Source organism: Acetobacterium wieringae (assembly GCF_023700225.1).
Taxonomy (GTDB): domain Bacteria; phylum Bacillota; class Clostridia; order Eubacteriales; family Eubacteriaceae; genus Acetobacterium; species Acetobacterium wieringae.
The window spans coordinates 2790871-2812906 of record NZ_CP097897.1 but is presented as its reverse complement, the minus strand read 5'-3'; the positions used below and the strand labels follow the sequence as shown (position 1 = coordinate 2812906).

Here is a 22036-nt window from a genome sequence, read left to right as displayed (position 1 = left end):
AACAAAAAGGGGGCTGAGAAATCAGCCCTTTTGTATGTTCGGTATCATTTTGTAAACGTTCGGTAATTAGTCTTCCAGCCGTTCCTGCAAGGCATCTTCGAAGGCACTGATCCCGATTCGGTCGAGTACGCCACAAATCCGTTCCCCGTCTTTACCGAGCTCCAGATAGGTTTCCAGAATTTTATCAATCAGATTGGGAATCTCTTCGGCTGCATAAAGGTCGGTTAAACGGTCACCAAACCGGTACCCCCGACCCATTCGGCCACCCAGATAGACGGCAATGCCGCGAACCTCCTCGGTGATGGCACCAGTGGTGCAGGCCTGGGCGCATTTTCCACAATTAACGCACTGGCGTTCATTCCAAAGTAGTTTTTGATTGAGCATTGTCAGCGACTGGGTTCGACAGACTTTGGTGCATTTACCGCAGTTCAGGCAGGCATCCCAATCAAACTGGATGTAAGCCTGTCCTACCAGGCCGATATCATTGGTGTTGGCCTTGGCACAATTGTTGGGGCAGCCCACAAAGGTGATTTTTGTTTTAGCATGAAGATCCCGGCCAAAAAATTGGTCATGGCAGATGCCGCACAGTTTCTGGGTGTCATAAAGGCCATGCTGACAAACCGTGCCCTTACAGGCTACCAGGGGCCGGACTTTTTTTCCGGTGCCGCCGAAAACCAGTCCACCGGCAGTGAGGGCAGATTTAACGGCATCCAGGTTTTCATAAGAGATCCAGGGAATTTCAATGGCTAAGCGAGTGGTTTCGCCCAGATAGCCCCGGCCGTATGTTTCGGCAATTTCGGCCAGGGTCTTTAATTCAGCTGAGGTCAAATTTCCGGCCCGGCTTAAAACCCGAATCGAAAAATATCCTTCCTGTTGCTGGGCTAAGATCCCCTGGGCTTTCAATTCTGCAATTTCGTTTTTTGTGATCACGCAATTACCTGCTTTCCTAAAGGTGTGAGGCAATTCAAAAAAATAAGTGGTCGCAAATGAAAAAAATTTTTCGCCGCCGACCAGTTATCCGTTTTGAATGCTGATATGTATTGTCTCTATTGTATGCCTTATTTCTAAAAACAATATTAAATTTTATCGTCGCAAACGGCTAGAGTTGTGTTAAAATAAACAGAATCACCAAGAAAAAAGGAGCGACTATGCTGATACTTGAACATATCTCAAAAACCTATGGCAATAAAAACGAAAAAGCTGTCGATGATGTCAGCTTTGAAGTACATCCTGGAGAAATTTTCGGATTTGTCGGGCCCAATGGAGCGGGAAAAACCACTACCATCAAAATGATTGTCAGTTTGCTGGCACCCAACAGCGGGAAGATAAGGATCAACGGCATCGATAATCAGACGGACATTTTGGGAGCAAAAAAACAGTTCAGCTATGTACCCGATAGTCCAGAGCTGTTTGAAAAGATTAAGGGCATTGAGTATCTAAAATTCATGGCCGACGTTTATCAGGTGCCCGCTTCTGACCGACAGGAACGGATTGAACGATATCTGGATATTTTTGAAATCAAAAATGCTGTCAATGATCCGATTGGATCCTTTTCCCATGGGATGAAGCAGAAGCTGGCCCTGGTGGGAGCACTGATTCATGATCCGCAGGTTTTTATTCTGGACGAACCAATGGTCGGTTTGGATCCCAAAGCATCCTTTGAGCTTAAAAAAATCATGCGGGAACATTGCGACCGGGGCCGATCGGTTTTCTTTTCCACCCATGTATTGGATGTGGCCGAAAAAATTTGTGACCGGATTGCCATTATTAAGAAGGGCAAGCTCATTGAGGTGGGCACCATGGCTGAAATTCGTGAAAAAGCCGGGAGTCAGGAGTCACTTGAGAATATTTTTTGGAGTTGACCGAATAATGAAAGAAATTATCTCGTTAACCAAATTATTTATCAACGAATCATTGGGATTTTCGTTGTTCTTCTACAATCAGAAGTTTAATAAAAAAGAATTTTACAAACAGTTATTTACCCTGATTATTGTGCCAGTAGCGTTGATCCCGGCCTTTTTTATGTATGTTTCACTCATGTCGGCCACCTATTTTGGACTGACACTGATTAATCAGACCTCGGTTTTTTTAAGCATTGGTTATATTATGGCAACGGTGCTGATCCTTGTTTTTGGGGTCATGTACATTCTTTCAGAATTCTATTTCTCTGATAACATTGAAGAACTGATCCCGCTGCCAATCAGTCAACGAAAACTGATCATTGCAAAATTCTTAAGCATTCTGGTGTTTGAATATATTTTTGCGGCCTTTATTTTTATTCCGATTTTGATTATTTATGGTGTCGGTCAGGGCATGGGGCTGCTTTATGGGCTGCTGTCGTTTTTGGTTTTTTTAACTGTCCCGGTGCTGCCGCTCTCATTAATGACCGCCGTGATCATGCTGATTATGCAATCGGCTTCCCTCAAAGTACGCAAGGATATGCTGCAGATTGTTTTTGTCTTTATCGGGATTGCCGTCATTTTCACGGTTCAGATCTGGTTTACCAGCCAATTGGGAAGCGGTGATGAGGCGGATTTTCAGCTGTTGATGAATACGATTCTGACCAATAATGAAGGCTTATTGAACAGCATCGGCTACCTGATGCCGACTAGTTTTTTAATGGCCTGGGCGCTTAATAAAATCACCCTGATGTCGTTGGGCTGGGTTGCAACACTGCTGGGAATCACGCTGTTATCCTGTGCTCTGATGGTTACAGTCGGCAATCGGGTTTATCTTAAGAGCATTGTCAGCGGCAAAATAATCAAAAAGGGTAAACCATTAAGCGGGGCCCAGCGCAGCAAAGTGCTGGGGAAAAAGAGTCACGGAGCGATGGCAATATTTACCATGGATTTGCGGCTATTGTTGCGGACCCCGGTATACTTTTTTAATAATGTCAGCGTGGTGATTATTGCGCCGCTTTGCATTCTCCTCAGTGTTTCATTTATTGAAATTCCCCCGGAAGATTTACAGGGGATGCAGGAATTTTTCAGAGCCATGCCGATTTTGATCAACTTTTTACTGATTGCCTTTTTTATCTTTTTTGGAGGTACCTCAGCCACTACCGCCTCGACCTTTTCCCGGGAAGGAAAAGCCTCCTGGCTGACCCGGATGATTCCGGTGACTGCCAGAGATCAGATTGTGGGGCGAACCGGGGTGGCGATGTTTATTCAAAGCCTGGGGATCGTCTTTACCATCATTGCGGTGCAATTCATTTTCCCCTTACCCTTGTCCACCCTTGTGATAACCATCGTTCTGGGGATACTGGGGTCACTGCCGATTTTGTTGTTTGGATTATTTATGGACATGAACCGACCGCTGCTCAATTGGGATAACCCCCAAAAGGCCATTAAAAACAATATGAATGTGGTGATCACGCTTTTTGTGGGGATGGCCTATACCGGGCTGTTAATTGGGATCAGTGGTTTGCTGGGGTATTTTGTCAATCCAATTTTGGGTTACGGAGTATTTGCCCTGATCAGCGCAATTCTCAGTGTGGTTTTTTACCAGGTGATCAGCCGTCGCCTGGAAGCGGAATTTTTGAATTTTGAAGGTAATTAAAGCCCAGGTTAATGGTTAAGGGGCATAATAGCAAGTAACGAAAACTATAAAAAGGAGTTGACACAATGGCTCTTGACGACGTAAAGAAGAAAGCAAACCGACTTGTTCATGAAATGAGTCCTTATTTATTACAGCATGCCTATAATCCGGTAAACTGGTATCCCTGGTCGGACGAGGCCTTTAATCTGGCCAAGCGACAGGACAAACCGGTTTTCCTTTCAATTGGCTACAGCACCTGTCACTGGTGTCATGTGATGGAAAAAGAATCCTTTGAGGATGAAGCCGTGGCCGAAATCCTGAACAAATATTTTATCAGCATCAAGGTCGATCGGGAAGAGCGGCCAGACATTGATCAGATATATATGACCTTTGCCCAGGTCAGTACCGGTCAGGGCGGTTGGCCCCTTAATGTTTTTCTGACCGCTGACCGCAAACCTTTTTATGCCACCACCTATCTGCCCAAATACTCTCGGCTTGGAAACCCTGGCTTGATTGATGTATTGTTGGGTATTGAAAGCCAGTGGCGAAAAAATAATGAAGACATTATTGATTCTGCCAATCGGATGACCGGACTGCTCAATAATCTGGAGGTGCGAAAAGGGGAAGAGGAACTAAAGCGAACGATCTTTTTTGATGCCTATGATTTTTTTGATGAAAGCTTTGATGACCGCTATGGTGGTTTTGGCAAGGCTCCCAAATTCCCCGCCCCCCATCATCTTTTTTACCTGTTGCGCTGCTATCAGGCCTTTAAGCAGCCCGATGCCCTGGTAATGGTGGAAAAAACCCTGCAGCAAATGTATAAAGGCGGGATCTTTGATCATATCGGTTTTGGGTTTTCCCGCTATTCAACCGATGAACAGTGGCTGGTTCCCCACTTTGAAAAGATGCTCTACGACAATGCCCTGCTGATTATGGTTTATGCTGAAACCTACCAGGCTACTGGCAACATACTCTACAAAAAAATTGCCGAAAAAACCATTACCTATGTCAACCGCGATCTGCGTTCCCCGGAAGGGGCCTTCTATTGCGCGCAAGATGCCGACTCGGAAGGGGAAGAAGGCAAATTTTATGTCTGGTCGATGGATAAGGTGGAAAAAATACTGGGCCAGAAGCGGGCCGAGGTCTTTTTTAAGTTTTATCCGATGTCAAAAAAAGGTAATTTTGAGGGCAAGAACATTGTTAATATGATCGATACTGATCTCGATCTGATTGAAGCTAATCCCGAGTTGGAAAAAGCGCTCGATGAGATGACAGCCGATCTCTTTTCTCAGCGGGAAAAGCGGGTGCATCCCCATAAAGATGATAAGATCCTAACCTCCTGGAATGGGCTGATGATTGCCGCTCTGGCGATGGCGGGACGGATCTTTAACAAAACCGTCTATGTCCGACAGGCGGAAGAGGCCATGGCCTTTATTGAAAACAACATGGCCCGGCTGAGTGGCCGGCTCTACGCCCGGTACCGCAAGGGAGAGTCCAAAATTCTCGGCTATCTGGATGATTATGCCAGTGTCATCTGGGGGTATCTGGAATTGTATCAGGCCAGTTTTAAAACCGAGTATCTTGAAAAAGCGATTGTCCGGGCGGTGGATATGATCAACCTCTTTGGCGATGAATTTGGCACTGCTGGCTTTTTTCTCTACGGCAATGATACTGAGCAACTGATTGCCCGGCCCAAGGAAGTATACGACAATGCCAAGCCATCGGGAAACGCCCTGGCTGCTTATTGTCTGCTGAAGCTGGGCAAAATAACCGGAGAGCAGAAATACATCGATATTGTCAACGGGATATTTGGCTATTTTGCCGGAAACCTCAATCAGGCACCGATGGCCAGTACGATGATGCTCTGTGCCAAATTATTCCATGAACAGCCTACTACTGAGGTGGTTTTTGCTGGCTATGAGACCGATGCGACGATTCGTGAAATGAACCGTCACTTAAATCAGCAGTTTCTGCCGTTTTCGGTGGTACTGTTTAATAAAAGCGAAACCGATCTCAAAAAGATCAATGAGTTTGCCGTTAATCAGCAGATGATTCATGGCGAACCGACTGCCTATATTTGTAAAAACTATCGTTGCGAGCAACCGGTGAATGATCTTGAAAGCTTTCTTAAAATTATAAAAGACTGATTAAGATCAAGAAAAATGGGGTAGAACAGAAGCATCACGAGAAAGGCAGGAACGATAATGAACTATCAAAAGAAGGATCAGGAGACCTTATTAAAGACCTTGACCCCGGATCAATATGCGGTGACTCAGAAAAATGCCACCGAACCACCGTTTCAGAATGAATACTACAATGAATACCGCAAAGGAATTTATGTGGATATCACCACTGGCGAACCACTTTTTTCATCCAGCGATAAATTTGAATCGGGCTGTGGCTGGCCCAGTTTTTCCAAACCGATCGATCCCAATGTGATCAAAGAACTCAGTGACACCAGCCTGCGGATGAAGCGGACTGAGGTTCGTAGCGTCACTGGTGACGCCCACCTGGGTCACGTCTTTGAGGATGGTCCGATCACCACCGGAGGCTTGCGCTACTGCATTAACAGTGCGGCGCTGCGTTTTATTCCAGCCGAGGAAATGGAAGCCCAGGGTTATGGCGCTTATTTAAATTTGCTTGAGTAGTTTAGTATAAGATCGTCAAAGGACGAGGTTAATAAATGATGAGAGGTGAAGAAATGAATAGTATTGAATTTGCAATTAAGATGGAACGTGACGGCGAAGCATATTACCGTGAACAAGCAAAAAATAATCAGGACAATCCGTTAAATGCGGTGTTTTTATTATTGGCCGAGGACGAAAATGGTCACGCCGTATTGCTAAAAAATGAGCTGGCAAAAATAAGTTACGATTTAGCTGATAATGAAGCATTGGTAGATACCAACAATGTTTTTAAAGACCGGGGTGATTTTAAAAACAAATTCGAAAAAATCCCCAATCAGCTGGATGTCTATCGGATGGCTCTGCAAATGGAAAAGGACAGCATCGAACTCTATCAGAAATTTTATCAGGAATCAGCAGATGAACAAACTAAAAAACTGTTTGGTTACCTGGTCAAGCAGGAAGAGAATCATTATAAAATCTTTGATAATCTGATTACCCTGGTCGAACGTCCGGAAGAATGGGTGGAAGACGCCGAATTTGGAGTCCGGGAAGAATACTAAAATAAATCATTTCAGATTAACGGTATTAAAAAATAAATGGGCTGGACTACCTTCATTTGAAGAATGGTTTAGCCCTTTACTTATGAAAAAAATAGTCAAGAACGAAAAAAATTGTTAAGATAGTGCTACTATTAAAGTTAAAAGTGAAGGAGTATAAATGGCAGTTTATTTATTTGATCAAATGGAAGAATTTTCAGATGAACTTTTTAAACGCAGTCTGATGTTGCTTCCTGACGAACGGCAGCAAAAGGCAACAGCGTATCGGCAAAAGCTTGATCAGAAATTGTCGGTATTGGGCTATGTTTTGCTGAATTACGGGTTAAAAAATGAATATGGTATTTCGGAAAAGCTTCGCTTTTGTTATTCGGCCAAGGGCAAGCCATATTTAAGCGACTATCCCCAGATCCACTTTAATCTCAGCCATTGTAAAAATGGAGTAATCTGTGCCATTCATACCAGTGATGTCGGGGTCGATATTGAAACCGTGGCGGCCTATGATGGCCAGCTGGCTGAATATGTCTGTAACGAGCAGGAATTAAAATTGATTAATAAAAGCGATAACAAGGCCCTGGCTTTTACGAAAATCTGGACTAAAAAAGAAAGTTTGATGAAAAAAACAGGGGCCGGTCTGAGGGATGATTTAAAAACAATTGAGTCCATCGATTCAGAAGCCATCACATTGGTTGACCCTGATGAAGCCTATGTGTTTTCCATCGCCGGAATGTCATTGGCCGAGCTGGGTTTAAGAACGGAACGATTCAGAGCGTAAAATCGCTGGGATAAAAAATACGTGACAAAACTGGAAAAATTTGATATAGTACTATTGAATTAAGAAAAATATAAGAATTAAATAAATAAACAGGTGTCGGCTGTAATCAATGTATTATAAGCCGGTGAAAAGGGAAGAGGGTGAAAATCCCCCGCGGTCCCGCCGCTGTAAGAGACGAGTTTCTCCAGGAATGCCACCAGAAATGGGAAGGCAGGAGGCAATGTTGACGCTCAAGCCAGAAGACCTGCCTGTTTGTGTATCTCAAACTCTACGAGAGATGGAGGAGGTTTATTTTTGTGCGCATTTTTGCGGCCTCATTGTCTTGTTTAGAGATAATGAGGTTTTTTTGTGCAAAAATATAAATGAGAGTGATGGAGGAAGATGTCAAAAGTATTAGTAATAGCCGGGACAACCGATGCCAAGACTGTAATTGCGAGACTATTAGAAAATAACCATGACACGGCCGTAACCGTTACGACCCGTCTGGGTGCCGGGATGTTGGAGGAATTTAAGAATCTGGATATTTATCAGGGAAAACTCAATAAAGATCACATTACCCATTTGATTAGAACCCTAAAACCAACCTGTTTAGTTGATGCGGCCAATCCCTTTTCGTCAGAAATAACCCGAAATGCCATCAATGTCTGCAAATTTGAAAATCTGCCCTATATTCGTTATGAACGGGAGCGGGTAAAATACGAAGATGATCCGGATATTACCGTTGTTAAGAGCTATGGGGAAGCCTGTGATGTTCTGATGAACTGCCAAGGAAACATTCTGTTGACTTTGGGCAGTAATAGAATTGATATTTTCAAAAGAATTCCGGACTATTCAAAGCGGGTCTATCTGCGGGTGCTGCCGGACTGGAAGGTTTTAAGTAAATGTGAAAGCCTGGGGTTCAGCCCCAAAAACATCATTGCCATCAAAGGGCCCTATAACGAAGCCCTGAACATGGAACTCTTTAAATACTGCCAGGCAGAGGTGTTGGTGACCAAAGAAAGCGGCAACATGGGTGGCGTCGTGGATAAGATCAACGCCGCTAAAAAGCTGGGAATGAAGATCATTCTTGTTGATCGCATTGAAGAGCAGTGCAGTAATAAATTCAGTTCGGTTGATGCGTTGATTAAATGTATCGATCGTATTGATACGGTTAAGTAGCGCTGGAAATAGACAGCAATCATACAAAAAAAGCCTGCAAATAAAAAGTCAATAGGAAATTGAGAGCTTTGTAAAAAAAAGTATATTCAAGAAATAAGCACGACAAAAAGACCAGCAAATATCGTTGGTCTGAAGATTAGGAAATCTGTGGTAAGTGTTACGAAAGAGACAGCAGGTATTCTTTTACTCTACCATAGTAGATACGCAGAAACTTATTAGCGCCTGCAGTCATGTAAACATAGTAAGGTTTACCCTGAGCACGTTTCTTGTCGAGAAACTGATAAACAGCATCATCTTGTGGCTTGGTTTTGATAAGAGCATCCATGACCTGAAATAGCGTTTTACGCAAAGACGAAGAACCTCGTTTGGAAGTATGGACACTTTTTTGTTCATAGGTTCCAGACTGGTTAACACCTGGATCAACGCCTGCAAAGGCAGTAAGAGCACCCTTATGTGTAAACCGTGTAACATCGCCGATTTCAGCAATCAACTGAGGGCCAAGAGATGATCCAACACCTTTCATTCCCATGACGATTGAGTATTCAGGAAGTTTGGATGCGGTTTCATTCATCAGAGTACGAAGTGATTCTACAGTTTTGGAAGCAATGTTTAATTGATCGACAGCTTGTTTCACAATGAGTTTGGTCAAATGATCTTTAGGAAGTACAGGAACAAGTTCCTTTGCTGCTCCATAGATTTCTTCAGCTTTTAATTGACTGAAGTTGTACTTATTTCGCTTACACCATTTCTGATAATGGACGGTGAAAGCGTGAAGAGACATTTTACGAACACAGTCTACATGCCAGTATGCAGCAGCGAAATCAACCCATTTCTGGCTGCCATCATCACGAGCAGGGCTGTTGAAGTAAGTATTGACACCTGGATAGGTTTGATCAAGTATGCCGATAAAATTATTTTTCATAGCCGTTTTGTGCTTCATGTAAAAACCAAACTGACGGTTCATTGTTTTTAACTGATTACGTATTTCATCCATAAGATTATACTGTTTCAAATCATTCCAACTGTCAAGAGCATAACGCGCTATTTTAATAGCATCTGCTTTATCAGATTTGACTTTACGTAGAGAGTTGTCACCGAAATCTTTAATAAGCTTAGGATTTATGGCACTTACAAAAAGATTTGCCTGAGAAAGCTCACGTGCCAGTGGCTCATAATAACGACCCGTATGCTCCATAACGATGCGGGATTCGCCGTCAATGGATTGGATCTGGTTGATGAGAGAACGGATTTCTTTGGAAGTGTGGCGAATCTCAAAAGGCAAAGAAACAATCTCACCATACGGGCGGATAATAGCGATCATGCTTTTGCCCTTGGAAACATCAATACCTACTGCGTTCATGTTCATAAATTTGTCACTCCTTAAAATTATTGCAATGGATAAACACCAGTTTTACTCATTGCCTATTCAATCTACTGTGGTGTGACACGAACGTACTGTAGGACAGCAGTTCAACCTGCATAAAACGAACGCTGCGAATGAGGAGCCGGTTATCAGTCTTTTTTACGGACGCGAAGTCCAAGAAAGGCAGACGATATACCTATTGCTCTTACATTCTAACAGCTTAAGCAACAAGATGGATAATGTCCTAACTGGTTGTTAGGTACTATGACCATAAATATATTGTAGTAGAAAGGATGGGTGCAGATGGAAAACAGTTCAGCCAAACGGCTTGGTTTTGTCCGAACGAATGAAAAAAGCGATAACAGCCATCATCATTACAAGCATCATCATCAAATCGGTCACAAACACGGCGAAGGATCAGCCATTGATTATTATGCTTATGCCTCAAAAATCAGAGACTGGAACCCCAGCTTTAAAGTGGCCTTTTCAGGGTTGACCCTGCTGCTTTGCATCGTGCTTAATAACCAGCTGGTCTCGCTGGCGGTGATTGTCAGCATGGCTTATTTAACAGTTGTCAAAGGCGGCTTACCGCTGGGAGCTTATCTGTCGGTGCTGATGATTCCGCTTACCTTTATCATTTTGAGTACCGTTGCCATCGGCATTGATTTTTCAAGCCAGCCAATTGGCCAGTTCAATCTCTATCTCGGCTTTGGTTACCTGTATACGTCGATTGCCAAGCTTAAGGAAATGTTGTTTCTGATGATGAAAGTGTTTGGGGCGATCAGTGCGATGATTATGATGACCCTATCGACACCAACTTCTGAAATTATCGGAGTACTGCGAAAAGCCCATGTACCCAAGCTGATCATTGAACTGATGAATTTGATTTACCGCTATATTTTTATATTGTTGGACGTATTTAACAACATGCGCAATTCCGCCGATTCCCGGCAGGGTTATTGCGATTTTAAGACCTCCTGCCAAACCTTTGGCAATGTCGCCAGCAATATGCTGGTACTTTCCCTTAAAAAGGCCAATACCTATTATACCGCCATGGAAGCCAGAGGCTATGAAGGCGACCTGGTTTTTCTGGAGGATGAAAAACCGTTTCAGATCAGTCAGGTGATCTACGCCGTCGGGTTTATGCTTTTTCTGCTGCTGCTTTGGTATGTTACAAAATAAGGATTCAATTTGAAAGGTCAATCGATGAGAGAGCCAATACTTAAAGTCAATAATCTTCATTACAGTTATGGAACCGGTAACCCGGCCCTGAAAGGGGTCAGTGTCGATATTTACAAAGGCGAAAAGATTGCCGTGATTGGCTCCAACGGCTCCGGAAAATCGACGTTTTTTCTTAATGCCAATGGGGTGCTGAAGGCCGATCATGGCGAAATCAGCTATCAGGGTACCGTCATTAATAAAAAGAATTTAAAAGAACTCCGAAAAAACATTGGCATTGTTTTTCAGGATGCCGATAACCAGATCATTGCCTCCACAGTGATGGCTGAGGTTGGCTTTGGTCCGATGAATTTAAAACTGCCCCGGGAAGAAGTAATCCATCGGGTCGATGAGGCCCTGACTTACATGAATATTCTCGATTTTAAGGATCGTCCACCCCACTATTTGAGTGGCGGCGAAAAAAAGCGGGTCACCATTGCCGATATTATTGCCATGAAATCCGAAGTGATTATCTTTGATGAACCGACCGCAGCCCTGGATCCCCTCAATGCTCAAATGCTGGAAGATGTGCTGGTCAAGCTGGGGCAAGAAGGCAAGACGATGCTGATCTCCACTCATGATGTCGATTTTGCCTACCGTTGGGCCGAGCGGGCGATTGTTTTTGATCGGGGGAAAATCATCGCCGATGGGACACCGCTGGAGATTTTTAAAAACCGGGAAATTCTTAAACAGGCCAATCTGAAGCGGCCGACGATGTTGGATGTCTATGAAATGCTGGTGGAGAAAAAAATGGTAAAGAACACTGATGCTTATCCCACCACCCCCAAGGAACTGAAGATTTTGCTGGAAAACAATTTGTATTATCCTGAATCATCAGTACCGATGATTTAGCGAGTAACGATAAGGGATACAATTATTAAAGATTAAGCAGGTTTTGCAAAAATTAATATGAGCGCTCAACGGTTTTTGCAAACCCTTAATATATAGTAAAACAAGAGGAGGAACTATGAACACACGTTTAAACATTAGAGAAAAAAGATTTGTTGCCGTGGTAGCAGCCATTGCCCTGGTTTTCGGATTTACCCCGGTGGCCAGTGCCATGCACATTATGGAAGGGTATCTGCCCGTTGGTTTCAGTATCGCCTGGGGGGGAATCTGCATTCCCTTTTTAATTGCCGGTTATCTGTCAATTAAGAAAACCCTCAAGGAAAATCCTAAAACCATCACCCTGCTGGCCATGGCCGGTGCCTATGTATTTGTGTTGTCATCGTTAAAAATTCCATCTGTTACCGGCAGCTGTTCCCATATGACCGGAACCGGGCTGGGAGCAATTCTCTTTGGACCGGCAGCAGTTAGCATTCTGGGCATCATTGTTCTGTTATTTCAGGCCATTTTACTGGCCCATGGCGGTTTGACGACGCTGGGAGCCAATACCTTTTCAATGGCGATTGCCGGACCATTTGTAACCTATGGTATTTTCATTCTTTGTAAAAAAATAAAGATCAATCGCCATGTCGGGGTTTTTCTGGCAGCGGCAATTGGGGATTTGTTTACTTACTGTATCACCGCTTTCCAGTTGGCCTTGGCCTATCCCTCTGAAAGCGGCGGAGTTGCGGCCTCAATGGTAAAATTTCTGGCAGTATTTGCACCAACTCAGCTGCCGTTGGCGATTATTGAAGGGATTCTGACCGTGGTCATCATTATCGGCCTGGAAACCTATGCGCAACCAGAACTTAATGATTTGGGATATCTTACCGGAGGTGTAAAATAATGACAGCAACAAGAAAAACGGTAATTGGTCTTTTAGTATTGGTGGTATTGATTGCTCTGGTGCCCCTGTTTATCCTGCAGGATGCGGAATTTGGCGGATCGGATGATGCCGGTAGTGGGGTGGTTTCAGAGATTACCGGAACCGAATATGAACCCTGGTTTACCCCTATTTTTGAAACGGCCATTAATGGTGAAATCCCCGGCGAAGTGGAAAGCTTGTTTTTCTGCATCCAAACCGGTATCGGTGTCGGTATTATTGCTTTTGTGATGGGTCGCTTTGTTGAACGCAAGAAGCAGGAAGAAGGCAAGACCGGCAAGAAAAAAACGAAATAGGTTCAGTTTAGCGGCAGATCCTTTTAAGAAACGAAAAATTAAATTAGGTTTTATTTGCGTGCGTCTATAAAAAAGCGCGTTATTTTCACAATGAAATTAACGCGCTTTTTTAAACGATATCAAGAAATCAGTGTCTTTGAATCGTTTGTGTTCAGGCAGAAAATACTATTTGGCTGGTCAAATAGGGATTTTGTCTGCCTGGGGTAATATCAGTGGGTAGCTTTATCATTCAAGTGATTGTGTGCTTTCTCACTTAGATTTCAAAAGTGACATATTTCTGAATAACCGCTTTAAGCTCAGTGATCCCTTCACCGGTGAGGGCACTGACCGGATGAATCTTATCCGGATGGATACCTGCATAAGTCAGGTAACGACGACTGCGTTTCAGATCGCTATGCCTGTGGTCGATCTTGGTGATGACCCCGATCACCGGGATGTTGTAGGTACAGACAAAATTGGGCGGAACCGAGTTTTGATGATCGGTACTGGAATTAATCAGGACGATCAGTCCGGCATCACAGGTCACATTGATGGCCTGGGGTCGAAAACAGGGTAGTTCAACAAATTCGCCGGGAGTGTCAATAAAATGGTCAGAATAACTGACCTGCTGAGTTTTGCCATAAGTGATCAATTCATTGGTCAGCCGTTGGAATAAGGTGGTTTTGCCACTGCCAATCCGACCGATCAGAGCGATGCGGTTTTTATTATTTGCCATAAAAATCCTCCGTTAGGCTGATTGGACAAAACGTGCTTCCCGGCCGATGCAGGCATCGATGGGGCAGGTTTGACACTCGCAGTAATCCAATAAATCTTCAAAAAGAATGCCGGAAGAACTGTAAAGCGGGCGCATGGTGCTGTATTTGGTTATTTCCATACCGATGCTTTTGGTGGTGTTACCAAAGGTATTGAAGATAATCTGATTGGCCTCAATCGACCAGTCCGGGAGTAGTCCGGGATTGACCATTCCGATTTTATCAAAGCTTTGCTCCAGCTGGATCGTATTTTTCAGATATCGCATTGCGGAAGTCATAACGGGAAGTTTAAGCGAATTTACCAGATATTTTTCGGTCTGAATGAGGTTGGTTGGCATGTCGCCGATGGTCAACAGGTACAAAAACACCTTTTGGTTGTCCGACAAGAGATGTTTCAGGATCTTACTTTTATATACGTGGTCGCCGATCAGAATCGTGTTGCCGGTGGTTGTTTTGACCGGACATTCTTTTAGAATGGCCCGGGGTTTAAACCGTTGGCTTAAAATATTCGCAGCATAGCTGTACTCTTCATAGGCAGAGGAATCCGCCTCAAGGGGCTTCTTTCCCAGTAATTTTTCAATATCTGTTCCAATGGGAATCTTTTTGATAACAACGTCTTTCATTTTTTTCCTCTTTTCTTGAGTGTTCAGTTTTTTCATTTCTGCAAAAATAAAAAAACCTTTTCAAAAAAAGGTTTACAAATGCGGGACTATTTCGGTGACGTCATCAATTAAAGGAGAACGTCATTTCGTTTTCTGCTCACATTTTGCAGCCTTCTTTGAAGCTTCAAACAGATGATGCGTTTACAAAAATATCCTGACTTGGAGGGACTTTCTGCACCCAGCCTTCTCGGTTTTCCCAATGACTGAATACGTCCATATTCTCCTTACAGTAGCAAAGAAACTGTCGCAGATTTTCACCGCGTTCCTTTTGTAAATGCTTTTCTATGCCAATAATAAACTAAAAATGGGTGTTAATCAAGTCTATTATTGTTTTTTTCAAGATGAAGGTAAAGATCCTTGGATTAGAGACAATAACTGAATTTAAAGCTTATTTGCAAATCATGAGAATTCCTTACCGGAAATTAAAAGAGTTTTGAAAAAATGGTAACGGATCGATAACAAAGGAAATGTTTTGTTTGCGAATATCCCTAATATCCTGGGATCAGCTACGCTAAAACACAGAAACGGAATTGCTATCCGCTTCTGTGTTTTGAATTGAGATTCGTCTAGTCAACCATAACCATAACCGATGTTGCTTTGATGACCGCAGTTGCATCACCGCCGACGACTAATCCAAGATCTTTGATTGCCGCCATGGAAATTGTTGCTGAAATAATGTTGCCATTTCCAATATCAATTTTCACGATCCCGCTCACCGCACCATCTTCAATTGCAACAATTTTTCCTTTCAACTGGTTTCTTGCACTTAATTTCATTTTGACACCCCCTTTCCCACAAGGTATTAAATACTACCTTTTTAATTTTACCCATTTTAAGCTAGACAAAACAGTGTTAAACAGCGAAGTGAATTTAACCGAAATGATTTCTTGACATAAAAGAAGGGTATACAATATAATAACATTCATAACAAAACAAAACAATACTAAGCGAATCAAAAGGAGAAGTTGAGTGAAACGTAGAGGAAAATGGTTAGCGATTTTATTGGTAATGGGAACACTACTCGGTTTGGTGTCGGGTTGTGGCAGCAATTCAAGTCAGGCCGAAGAAAAGGCTGATACGACAAAAAGCCTTGATGGTCAAACACTGTTTGTATACTGCGGAGCCGGGATGACCAAACCCTTTGGTGAGATTGCCGATCAGTTTAAAGCAGAAACCGGTTGTGATATCCAGGTGGTTTATGCCAACGCCGCTCAAAGCCAGAATCAGATTCAGACAACTGGCGAAGGTGATTTGTTTATTGCTGGCTCGGCTGATGAGCTCAAACCGGTTCAGGATAAGGTGAGCGAAAGCATCGATCTGGTTAAACACATTCCGGTGTTAGCGGTAAAAAGCGGCAATCCGCTTGGCATCACTGGCTTAAACGACTTAACCGGGGCCGGGGTCGAAGTCGTATTGGGGGATGGTGAAGCGACACCGATTGGTAAGATCGCCAATAAAGCCTTAACCGACCTGGGCATTTTAAACAATGTGAACGTCGTTGCCCGGGCTGCAACAGCCCCGGAAATAGCCAACGCCCTGTCGGTGGACGAATGCAATGCAATTATTGTCTGGAAAGAAAATGTGCCAGCCAATGCTGAAATTGTCAATACCCCAGACCTCAATGCGTATGTAAAAACAGTTCCGGCAGCTAAATTAAGCAGCAGTGCCAATACAGAAGCGCTGGCGGCGTTTATGACCTATCTGGATTCGGATCCGGTCAAGACGATTTGGGAAAAAAACGGTTACGAAGTACTCAACTAGACTGTTGGTATGAGAGGGAAAATATCAACCTTTGATTTTTTTGAAATCCTGACCATTATTATTACCTTTATTGTCATTATCTTTACGACGGCGTTGATATTGGCAATTGTACTTAAAGGGATCCCTTATTTAGGGGCCGCGTTTTATTCAGAGGAAGTACGGTTCTCCATCAGGCTAAGCTTATATACAGCCAGTATTGCGACGCTTATTTGTATGTTGCTGGCGATACCGACTGCTTATGCATTAACCCGGACCGTATTTCCATTTAAAAGGGCATGTCAAATGATAATTGAACTGCCGCTGTCGATGCCCTATCTCGTTTTAGGACTCAGTCTATTGATTATTTTCTCCTCGGATTTTGGAAAAGCTTTAAAAGAACTGGGGTTTAAAGTCGTGTTTGATAAAAACGGGATTATTATCGCCCAGACAGTTGTCAATTTACCGTTTGCCATTCGTTTTATTCGTACGGCATTTGAAGAAGTTGATGAGCGGCTGGAATTTATCTCCGGTAGTCTGGGAGCGACAAAGTGGGAGCGATTTATCACCATTACCCTGCCCCTCGCCCGAAATGGTATTCTTTCAACGATTATTCTGACATGGTCGAGAGCCTTAGGCGAGTTTGGCGCGACCCTGATGCTAGTCGGTGCGACGCGGATGAAAACCGAAACATTGACGACATCGATATATTTGAATCTGGCGACTGGTGATACCGGAGCCTCAATGGCTTCGGCGACAGTGATTCTGATCATTTCGCTGCTGTCTTTGTTTCTGACGAATTGGATCGGTCGAAAAAATAAGCAAGAAAGCCGGATGAAGGATGTGAATAGATGGTAAATGCAATGGTTGAAATTAACAATTACTCCGTCCAACTGGGAAAATTCAAGTTGAATCAGATCAACTTAAACATCGGTGAGAAAGAGATCTTTGCGGTTTTAGGCAGAACCGGGTCGGGTAAGACCGTTTTGCTTGAATCGGTCGCAGGATTTTACCGGAAATTTTCCGGAAAAGTAATGATTCAGGGGATCCCCGTCATCGATGTACCGCTGGAAAAGCGAAATATCGGATTTGTCTATCAGGACTTTGGTTTGTTTCCCCATATGACTGTTTTTGATAATATTACCTATGGCTTAAAAATCCGCAAGATAGACAAAGGCGTTCAAAAAGAAAGAGTCGATAAAATGGCGGAAATATTATCCATCGGCCATATTCTAAAACAATATCCCGGAACCTTAAGTGGTGGCGAACGACAGCGAACAGCACTGGCCCGGGCTTTGATTTTAAACCCGCAGCTGCTTTTGATGGATGAACCCTTTTCATCTCTGGATCCGGCAACTAAAGAAAACATGTATGATCAGATTAATAAAATTCATGACATTTTCGGGTGTACGATTCTATTTGTGACCCACGATTTCAATGAAGCCCAGCGCATGGCCAACCGAATCGGCATTATGGTCAATGGCGAATTAAAAGCTATCAGAAAAAGTACCGACTTATTCGAGCGGTGTCAGGATGAAGAAATCAATCAGTTTCTGGGTAGCAATTATGAAAGGAGCGTGCACGAATGAAAGAGCAAGTGTTTGCGGTAGACGGAATTATGTGCCCCAAATGTGTCAAGAAAATTACGGAAGTATTACTACAACAGGATGGTATCAGTCAGGTTGAGGTCAGCGATGATTATCAGTCCGTTACAATTCTATTTGACGAGCAGCGGATCATCAACGATACTATCAAAGACAGCATCGAAACAATCGAAGGCAAAGCATTCAAAATAATCACCTGAAACGGAGGAAAAAAGATGTCATTTATATCAATCAACGAGATTGACCAGTTAATTAATGAGGACGTTCCCTATATTGATTTGACCAGCTGGGTTTTGGGGGTCAGGGAACAGCCGGGAAAAATTGCTTATTTTACCCGGGAAGATGCGGTTGTCTGTGGCACCGAAGAAGTCAGTTCGGTCTTTGAGCGATTACATATCAAAACAGAATCGATGGTGGCTTCAGGGCAGAAAGTCAGTGCCGGTGACGAACTGATTACCGGCACGGGACGGGCCGAAGATTTACATAAAGCCTGGAAGGTGGGTCAGAATATTCTTGATAATTGTTCGGGAATTGCCACCAAAACCCGAAAAATGGTGGATATGGCCAAGAGTGTCAGTCCGAACACAGCGATCTTGACAACCCGGAAGGGATTTCCCGGAACCAAGGCATTGGCGATCAAGTCGATTATGTCCGGCGGGGCCATGCCCCATCGGTTGGGTTTATCGGAAACGATTCTTATTTTTAAACAGCATCTGAATTTTATTGGCGGGTTTGATGGTCTGCTAAAAAAAATGCCGGAGCTCAAAGCGGAATGCTGTGAAAAGAAAATTATTGTCGAAGCCACCACTTTGTCCCAGGCAATTGATCTTTGCCAGGCCGGGGTAGATGGAATCCAGTTTGATAAGCTGACGGTCGAAGATCTGAGCGCAGCGGTTAAGCAGTTGCGCAGTGAATTTCCTGGCGTTGTGTTGCTGGCAGCGGGCGGCATCAATGAGACGAATATTTCCGCTTATGCCAGCACCCAGGTCAATGGTATTGTGACAACCTGTCTCTACAGTGCCAAACCCATTGACGTTGGAGTTAGAATTAATCAATAGCATCATTTCAGGATACAAGCGTGGTGACTTGTATCTTTTTTTGTTAAGTGATCAATACGGGATGGACTTCGATTTAATCAATTCCATTATTGACATATGCTATTTATAGCATATAATATTGTATAGCAGGATCAATTCAGTTACGCAATGCAAAAAATAAGGAAAGAGCGGGGGAAATGAAGATGGAAGAAAATAAGAGTCAATTGGTCAATGATTATGCAATCGAGAATTTCAAGAGTGGCTTAAATTGCGCAGAAAGTGTTTACGATGCCTTACTTCGTGCGGGGGTTCTGGATGTTCCCCGGGAAACGATTGCGATGTGTACCGGTTTTGGTGGTGGCATCGGCCTTGTCGGTGAAACCTGTGGCGCTTTGTCAGCTGCCGTGATGGCAAACAGTGCGGTTTATGGGCGCAAGGATCCCTGGAGCATCGATGCTGAGATACGTGGCCCGGAAGTCGGACAAAAATATTACCGACGTTATAACAATCTGGTTGGCGAGTTCTGCAAAGCCAATGGTGGGGCAACCTGTCGTGGAATCTGTGAGCCGTTTGAAGATTGGAATGGAAAAGACCGTCGGCTTCACTGTATGAAAATGGTAGGAACAACCGCTCAATTAGCGTACAAATATCTGCAAATTCCGCAAAACGAAGCCTTCGAGCTGCCATATGGCGAAAAAATGAGTGATAACAACAAAAAATGAGAGCTGGAAAAAGGAGGGTGGCGTAAAAATGTATTTAGCAATGGCGATGGACGGTAACACGCTGGAAAGCAAGGTTTCACAGCAGTTTGAGACGGGGAAGTATTTATTGGTGGTCGATACCACGAATTTAAGTGTGAGTGCAATTGAAAACTGCCATGATTTTTCGGCAGAAAGCTTGGCGCAAAAAGTAATTGACCTAAATTGCGAAGGGATCATCACCGGAGCAATCAGTGATCCGCAGGCCTTTGAGATCCTGGCTGATGCCTGTATTACCCGTTTTCTGGGGTCTGGCAAGACGGGCATGGAAGCCCTTGGTTTAATGAAGAAACGTGACCTAAAGCTCATCAGAAACATTGAAGGTACCGATGGTTGTGGTGGCGATCATGACCATCACCATTAAACAATAGCTTATCACAGAAAAAACCCTAAAATATAGGGTTTTTTCTGCATATAAGGATGCTTTAATTACTGTCTTTAAAGCCGGATTTCGAGTAATCCGGTCAGCGGATCGCTTATTCGAAATCCGCACCGCAAAAAGATGGGGCTCTAAAATAATCAGGCTTCCCAAACAACAAAATAGACCCCATCCGCTCGCTTTTGCCCCTTGGCCAGCTCGAGATGTCGCAGGACGGACATATTGGTGCTGATTTCATCCGGCGTTAAGCCAAATTTTTCGACGCATTGCGGCATGGTTACACCACCGCAATCTTTCATAAATAAGTAGAGATTCTTTTGCAGATCGGTTAATCCGTCAATGCCGGTCTGGCCGGAGTTTTTGCGATCGAGTTTGGCACTGTGAACGGCACTGGGGTCGCAGGTCTGAGTCACCTTATGTTGACCCATGGCACAATCATCACAAAAAATTTTTCCTTTGACTTCATAAACATCATCGTCTTCAAGACTAATTCCACAACTAAAACATGTTTGCATAGCTACTCTCCCTGGCATTTCTAAATATTCTGGTTATTGTAACATACTGATCAAAATAAAAATAATTTTAATCGACAGCCTGATTAATTACATATCATATCATTTTTGCGGCGGGCTTGCTATAGCGTTGAATAATTTTATCATGATGAGAAATCACGGCGATAGTTATTGACATATGTTTATTATAGCCTATAATACTTATAAAAAGCGGAATACAGCGTTGATCGAAGATCAGTGTTAAGGCGAGAAAGGAAAAATTTGAAATGGAAAAAGAGAATCAACAAGCCGAGTTGATAGGGGCAAAATCACATCAAAATTTAAATACAAGACATCGCAAGTTGGCAAAGGATTTATTCCGACAAGGATATAATTGTTCACAAGCTGTCTTTCTGGCGTTTAGCGATGAGTGTGGCCTGGACTTTAAAACGGCCGCCAGGCTTAGCTCATCCTTCGGTGCGGGAATGGGAAGACTTAGAGAGGTATGCGGTGCAGTGACCGGGATGTTTATGGTGGCAGGTTTGCTTTACGGCTACAGCGATCCCCAGGATCAGTCCGGAAAAACCGCCCATTATCAGCGAATTCAGGAGCTAGCCAAACAATTTGAGGACAAAAACCAGTCGATCATCTGCCGGGAATTACTGGGACTGGGAGCAGGCAAGGATAGTCCGGTTCCGGAGCAGCGAACCGCAGTATACTATCAAAATCGGCCCTGTGAAGCGTTGGTGGAGAATGCAGCAGCGATAATGGCAGCATATATTGAAGGACAAAAATTGCACCAACAGGAATGACACCACTTACTTAGGTTAGCAAAATCGGGAAGCTTAAGGCGAGTAATTAAATTCAAATAGTTATTGACATATGTTTTTAAAGAGGTATAATCATAAGTGATAAAAACATATGTCAATAATAAAAAAGGAGAATTTAATGAAAATAGCAATACCTGCAGATGAAAAAGTTCTGGCGAGCGAAGTATGCATGTCTTTCGGAAGAGCTCCCTATTTTTACATTTATGAGACCACGACAAAAATGGGTGATTTCATTGAAAATGCTGCCGCCAGAAGTCCTGGCGGGGCGGGGGTTAAAGCGGCCCAGATCGTTGTCGATAGCCACGCTGATATCTTAATCACTCCACGATGTGGTGAAAACGCCGCTGAGGTTTTTAAAGCGACGAAACTGGAAATTTATAAAAGCACGCTGGGCTCGATTCAGAATAACATCGATGCGTATATGGATAACAAACTGGCTGTCCTCGACCAGTTTCACGCAGGGTTTCATGGCGTTGGCGGAAACTAAACT

General features: G+C 43.5%; 26 protein-coding genes and 2 riboswitches. Of the genes, 20 read left to right on the top strand and 6 right to left on the bottom strand.

Annotation, left to right across the window (positions count from 1 at the left end; genetic code table 11):
* Positions 1 to 66 precede the first annotated feature (66 nt).
* Positions 67 to 930, bottom strand: coding sequence for a 4Fe-4S binding protein (locus tag CHL1_RS13805; protein ID WP_250933483.1), 864 nt, complete (start codon positions 928 to 930; stop codon positions 67 to 69).
* 218 nt (positions 931 to 1148) lie between these two features.
* Between CHL1_RS13805 and CHL1_RS13800 the strand changes: the two genes are divergently transcribed.
* The 7 genes from CHL1_RS13800 to cobK all read left to right on the top strand — a co-directional run bounded on the left by CHL1_RS13800 (position 1149) and on the right by cobK (position 8651).
* Positions 1149 to 1862, top strand: a complete 714-nt coding sequence (locus CHL1_RS13800) for an ABC transporter ATP-binding protein (protein ID WP_250933481.1) — start codon at positions 1149 to 1151, stop codon at positions 1860 to 1862.
* A gap of 7 nt (positions 1863 to 1869) precedes the next feature.
* Positions 1870 to 3558 (top strand): ABC transporter permease, encoded by a 1689-nt coding sequence (locus CHL1_RS13795; protein ID WP_250933479.1) that lies wholly within the window; start codon positions 1870 to 1872, stop codon positions 3556 to 3558.
* 65 nt (positions 3559 to 3623) lie between these two features.
* Positions 3624 to 5684 (top strand): thioredoxin domain-containing protein, encoded by a 2061-nt coding sequence (locus CHL1_RS13790; RefSeq protein ID WP_250933477.1) that lies wholly within the window; start codon positions 3624 to 3626, stop codon positions 5682 to 5684.
* A gap of 57 nt (positions 5685 to 5741) precedes the next feature.
* The gene (gene msrB, locus CHL1_RS13785; RefSeq protein ID WP_084633757.1) at positions 5742 to 6185 is read left to right on the top strand and encodes a peptide-methionine (R)-S-oxide reductase MsrB; all 444 of its coding nucleotides are present in this window, start codon (positions 5742 to 5744) and stop codon (positions 6183 to 6185) included.
* Between the two features lie 35 nt (positions 6186 to 6220).
* Positions 6221 to 6724 (top strand): ferritin-like domain-containing protein, encoded by a 504-nt coding sequence (locus tag CHL1_RS13780; protein WP_338076031.1) that lies wholly within the window; start codon positions 6221 to 6223, stop codon positions 6722 to 6724.
* 157 nt (positions 6725 to 6881) lie between these two features.
* A complete protein-coding gene (locus tag CHL1_RS13775; protein WP_070372419.1) occupies positions 6882 to 7493 on the top strand; it encodes a 4'-phosphopantetheinyl transferase family protein in 612 nt (203 codons plus the stop codon).
* Positions 7494 to 7567: 74 nt separating this feature from the next.
* A riboswitch (cobalamin riboswitch) is annotated at positions 7568 to 7759 on the top strand.
* A gap of 115 nt (positions 7760 to 7874) precedes the next feature.
* The gene (gene cobK, locus CHL1_RS13770) at positions 7875 to 8651 is read left to right on the top strand and encodes a precorrin-6A reductase (RefSeq protein WP_250933476.1); all 777 of its coding nucleotides are present in this window, start codon (positions 7875 to 7877) and stop codon (positions 8649 to 8651) included.
* 157 nt (positions 8652 to 8808) lie between these two features.
* On the opposite strand, the gene CHL1_RS13765 is transcribed toward cobK, so the two are convergent.
* Positions 8809 to 10011, bottom strand: a complete 1203-nt coding sequence (locus tag CHL1_RS13765; protein ID WP_187389181.1) for an IS110 family RNA-guided transposase — start codon at positions 10009 to 10011, stop codon at positions 8809 to 8811.
* Between the two features lie 306 nt (positions 10012 to 10317).
* On the opposite strand from CHL1_RS13765, the gene cbiQ reads away from it, so the two are divergent.
* From cbiQ to CHL1_RS13745, 4 genes are all read left to right on the top strand, one after another.
* A complete protein-coding gene (gene cbiQ, locus CHL1_RS13760) occupies positions 10318 to 11196 on the top strand; it encodes a cobalt ECF transporter T component CbiQ (protein WP_250933474.1) in 879 nt (292 codons plus the stop codon).
* A 24-nt stretch (positions 11197 to 11220) separates the two neighbouring features.
* Positions 11221 to 12084, top strand: coding sequence for an energy-coupling factor ABC transporter ATP-binding protein (locus tag CHL1_RS13755; RefSeq protein WP_148636631.1), 864 nt, complete (start codon positions 11221 to 11223; stop codon positions 12082 to 12084).
* Between the two features lie 115 nt (positions 12085 to 12199).
* Complete coding sequence (locus CHL1_RS13750) at positions 12200 to 12964, top strand: energy-coupling factor ABC transporter permease (RefSeq protein WP_148636632.1); 765 nt, start codon at positions 12200 to 12202, stop codon at positions 12962 to 12964.
* On the top strand, positions 12964 to 13296 hold the full coding sequence (locus tag CHL1_RS13745; protein ID WP_070372424.1) for an energy-coupling factor ABC transporter substrate-binding protein: 333 nt from the start codon (positions 12964 to 12966) through the stop codon (positions 13294 to 13296). The genes CHL1_RS13750 and CHL1_RS13745 overlap by 1 nt, the downstream gene beginning before the upstream one ends.
* 253 nt (positions 13297 to 13549) lie before the next feature.
* On the opposite strand, the gene CHL1_RS13740 is transcribed toward CHL1_RS13745, so the two are convergent.
* From CHL1_RS13740 to CHL1_RS13730, 3 genes are all read right to left on the bottom strand, one after another.
* The gene (locus tag CHL1_RS13740) at positions 13550 to 14011 is read right to left on the bottom strand and encodes a EutP/PduV family microcompartment system protein (RefSeq protein WP_228880947.1); all 462 of its coding nucleotides are present in this window, start codon (positions 14009 to 14011) and stop codon (positions 13550 to 13552) included.
* A 12-nt stretch (positions 14012 to 14023) separates the two neighbouring features.
* The gene (locus CHL1_RS13735; protein ID WP_250933473.1) at positions 14024 to 14671 is read right to left on the bottom strand and encodes a hypothetical protein; all 648 of its coding nucleotides are present in this window, start codon (positions 14669 to 14671) and stop codon (positions 14024 to 14026) included.
* A gap of 171 nt (positions 14672 to 14842) precedes the next feature.
* A riboswitch (cobalamin riboswitch) is annotated at positions 14843 to 15017 on the bottom strand.
* Positions 15018 to 15276: 259 nt separating this feature from the next.
* Positions 15277 to 15486, bottom strand: coding sequence for a TOBE domain-containing protein (locus CHL1_RS13730; protein ID WP_070372426.1), 210 nt, complete (start codon positions 15484 to 15486; stop codon positions 15277 to 15279).
* Positions 15487 to 15679: 193 nt separating this feature from the next.
* Between CHL1_RS13730 and CHL1_RS13725 the strand changes: the two genes are divergently transcribed.
* From CHL1_RS13725 to CHL1_RS13695, 7 genes are all read left to right on the top strand, one after another.
* Positions 15680 to 16471: a substrate-binding domain-containing protein gene (locus tag CHL1_RS13725; protein ID WP_250933471.1), complete on the top strand. Its 792-nt coding sequence runs from the start codon at positions 15680 to 15682 to the stop codon at positions 16469 to 16471.
* 9 nt (positions 16472 to 16480) lie between these two features.
* Complete coding sequence (locus tag CHL1_RS13720; RefSeq protein ID WP_250933469.1) at positions 16481 to 17305, top strand: ABC transporter permease; 825 nt, start codon at positions 16481 to 16483, stop codon at positions 17303 to 17305.
* Positions 17299 to 18036: an ATP-binding cassette domain-containing protein gene (locus CHL1_RS13715; RefSeq protein ID WP_148636636.1), complete on the top strand. Its 738-nt coding sequence runs from the start codon at positions 17299 to 17301 to the stop codon at positions 18034 to 18036. The genes CHL1_RS13720 and CHL1_RS13715 overlap by 7 nt, the downstream gene beginning before the upstream one ends.
* A complete protein-coding gene (locus tag CHL1_RS13710) occupies positions 18033 to 18251 on the top strand; it encodes a heavy-metal-associated domain-containing protein (protein ID WP_250933467.1) in 219 nt (72 codons plus the stop codon). The genes CHL1_RS13715 and CHL1_RS13710 overlap by 4 nt, the downstream gene beginning before the upstream one ends.
* A gap of 15 nt (positions 18252 to 18266) precedes the next feature.
* Positions 18267 to 19109, top strand: a complete 843-nt coding sequence (modD, locus tag CHL1_RS13705; protein WP_070372430.1) for a ModD protein — start codon at positions 18267 to 18269, stop codon at positions 19107 to 19109.
* Between the two features lie 182 nt (positions 19110 to 19291).
* The gene (locus CHL1_RS13700; protein WP_243134735.1) at positions 19292 to 19810 is read left to right on the top strand and encodes a C-GCAxxG-C-C family protein; all 519 of its coding nucleotides are present in this window, start codon (positions 19292 to 19294) and stop codon (positions 19808 to 19810) included.
* Positions 19811 to 19838: 28 nt separating this feature from the next.
* Positions 19839 to 20210: a NifB/NifX family molybdenum-iron cluster-binding protein gene (locus CHL1_RS13695; protein WP_250933465.1), complete on the top strand. Its 372-nt coding sequence runs from the start codon at positions 19839 to 19841 to the stop codon at positions 20208 to 20210.
* 155 nt (positions 20211 to 20365) lie between these two features.
* Here CHL1_RS13695 and CHL1_RS13690 read toward each other — a convergent pair whose 3' ends face one another.
* On the bottom strand, positions 20366 to 20740 hold the full coding sequence (locus tag CHL1_RS13690; protein WP_250933463.1) for an LIM domain-containing protein: 375 nt from the start codon (positions 20738 to 20740) through the stop codon (positions 20366 to 20368).
* A 263-nt stretch (positions 20741 to 21003) separates the two neighbouring features.
* Here CHL1_RS13690 and CHL1_RS13685 point away from each other — a divergent pair, with 263 nt between their 5' ends.
* A complete protein-coding gene (locus CHL1_RS13685; protein WP_250933461.1) occupies positions 21004 to 21528 on the top strand; it encodes a C-GCAxxG-C-C family protein in 525 nt (174 codons plus the stop codon).
* A gap of 136 nt (positions 21529 to 21664) precedes the next feature.
* Positions 21665 to 22033, top strand: a complete 369-nt coding sequence (locus tag CHL1_RS13680) for a NifB/NifX family molybdenum-iron cluster-binding protein (RefSeq protein WP_148636650.1) — start codon at positions 21665 to 21667, stop codon at positions 22031 to 22033.
* Positions 22034 to 22036 lie beyond the last annotated feature (3 nt).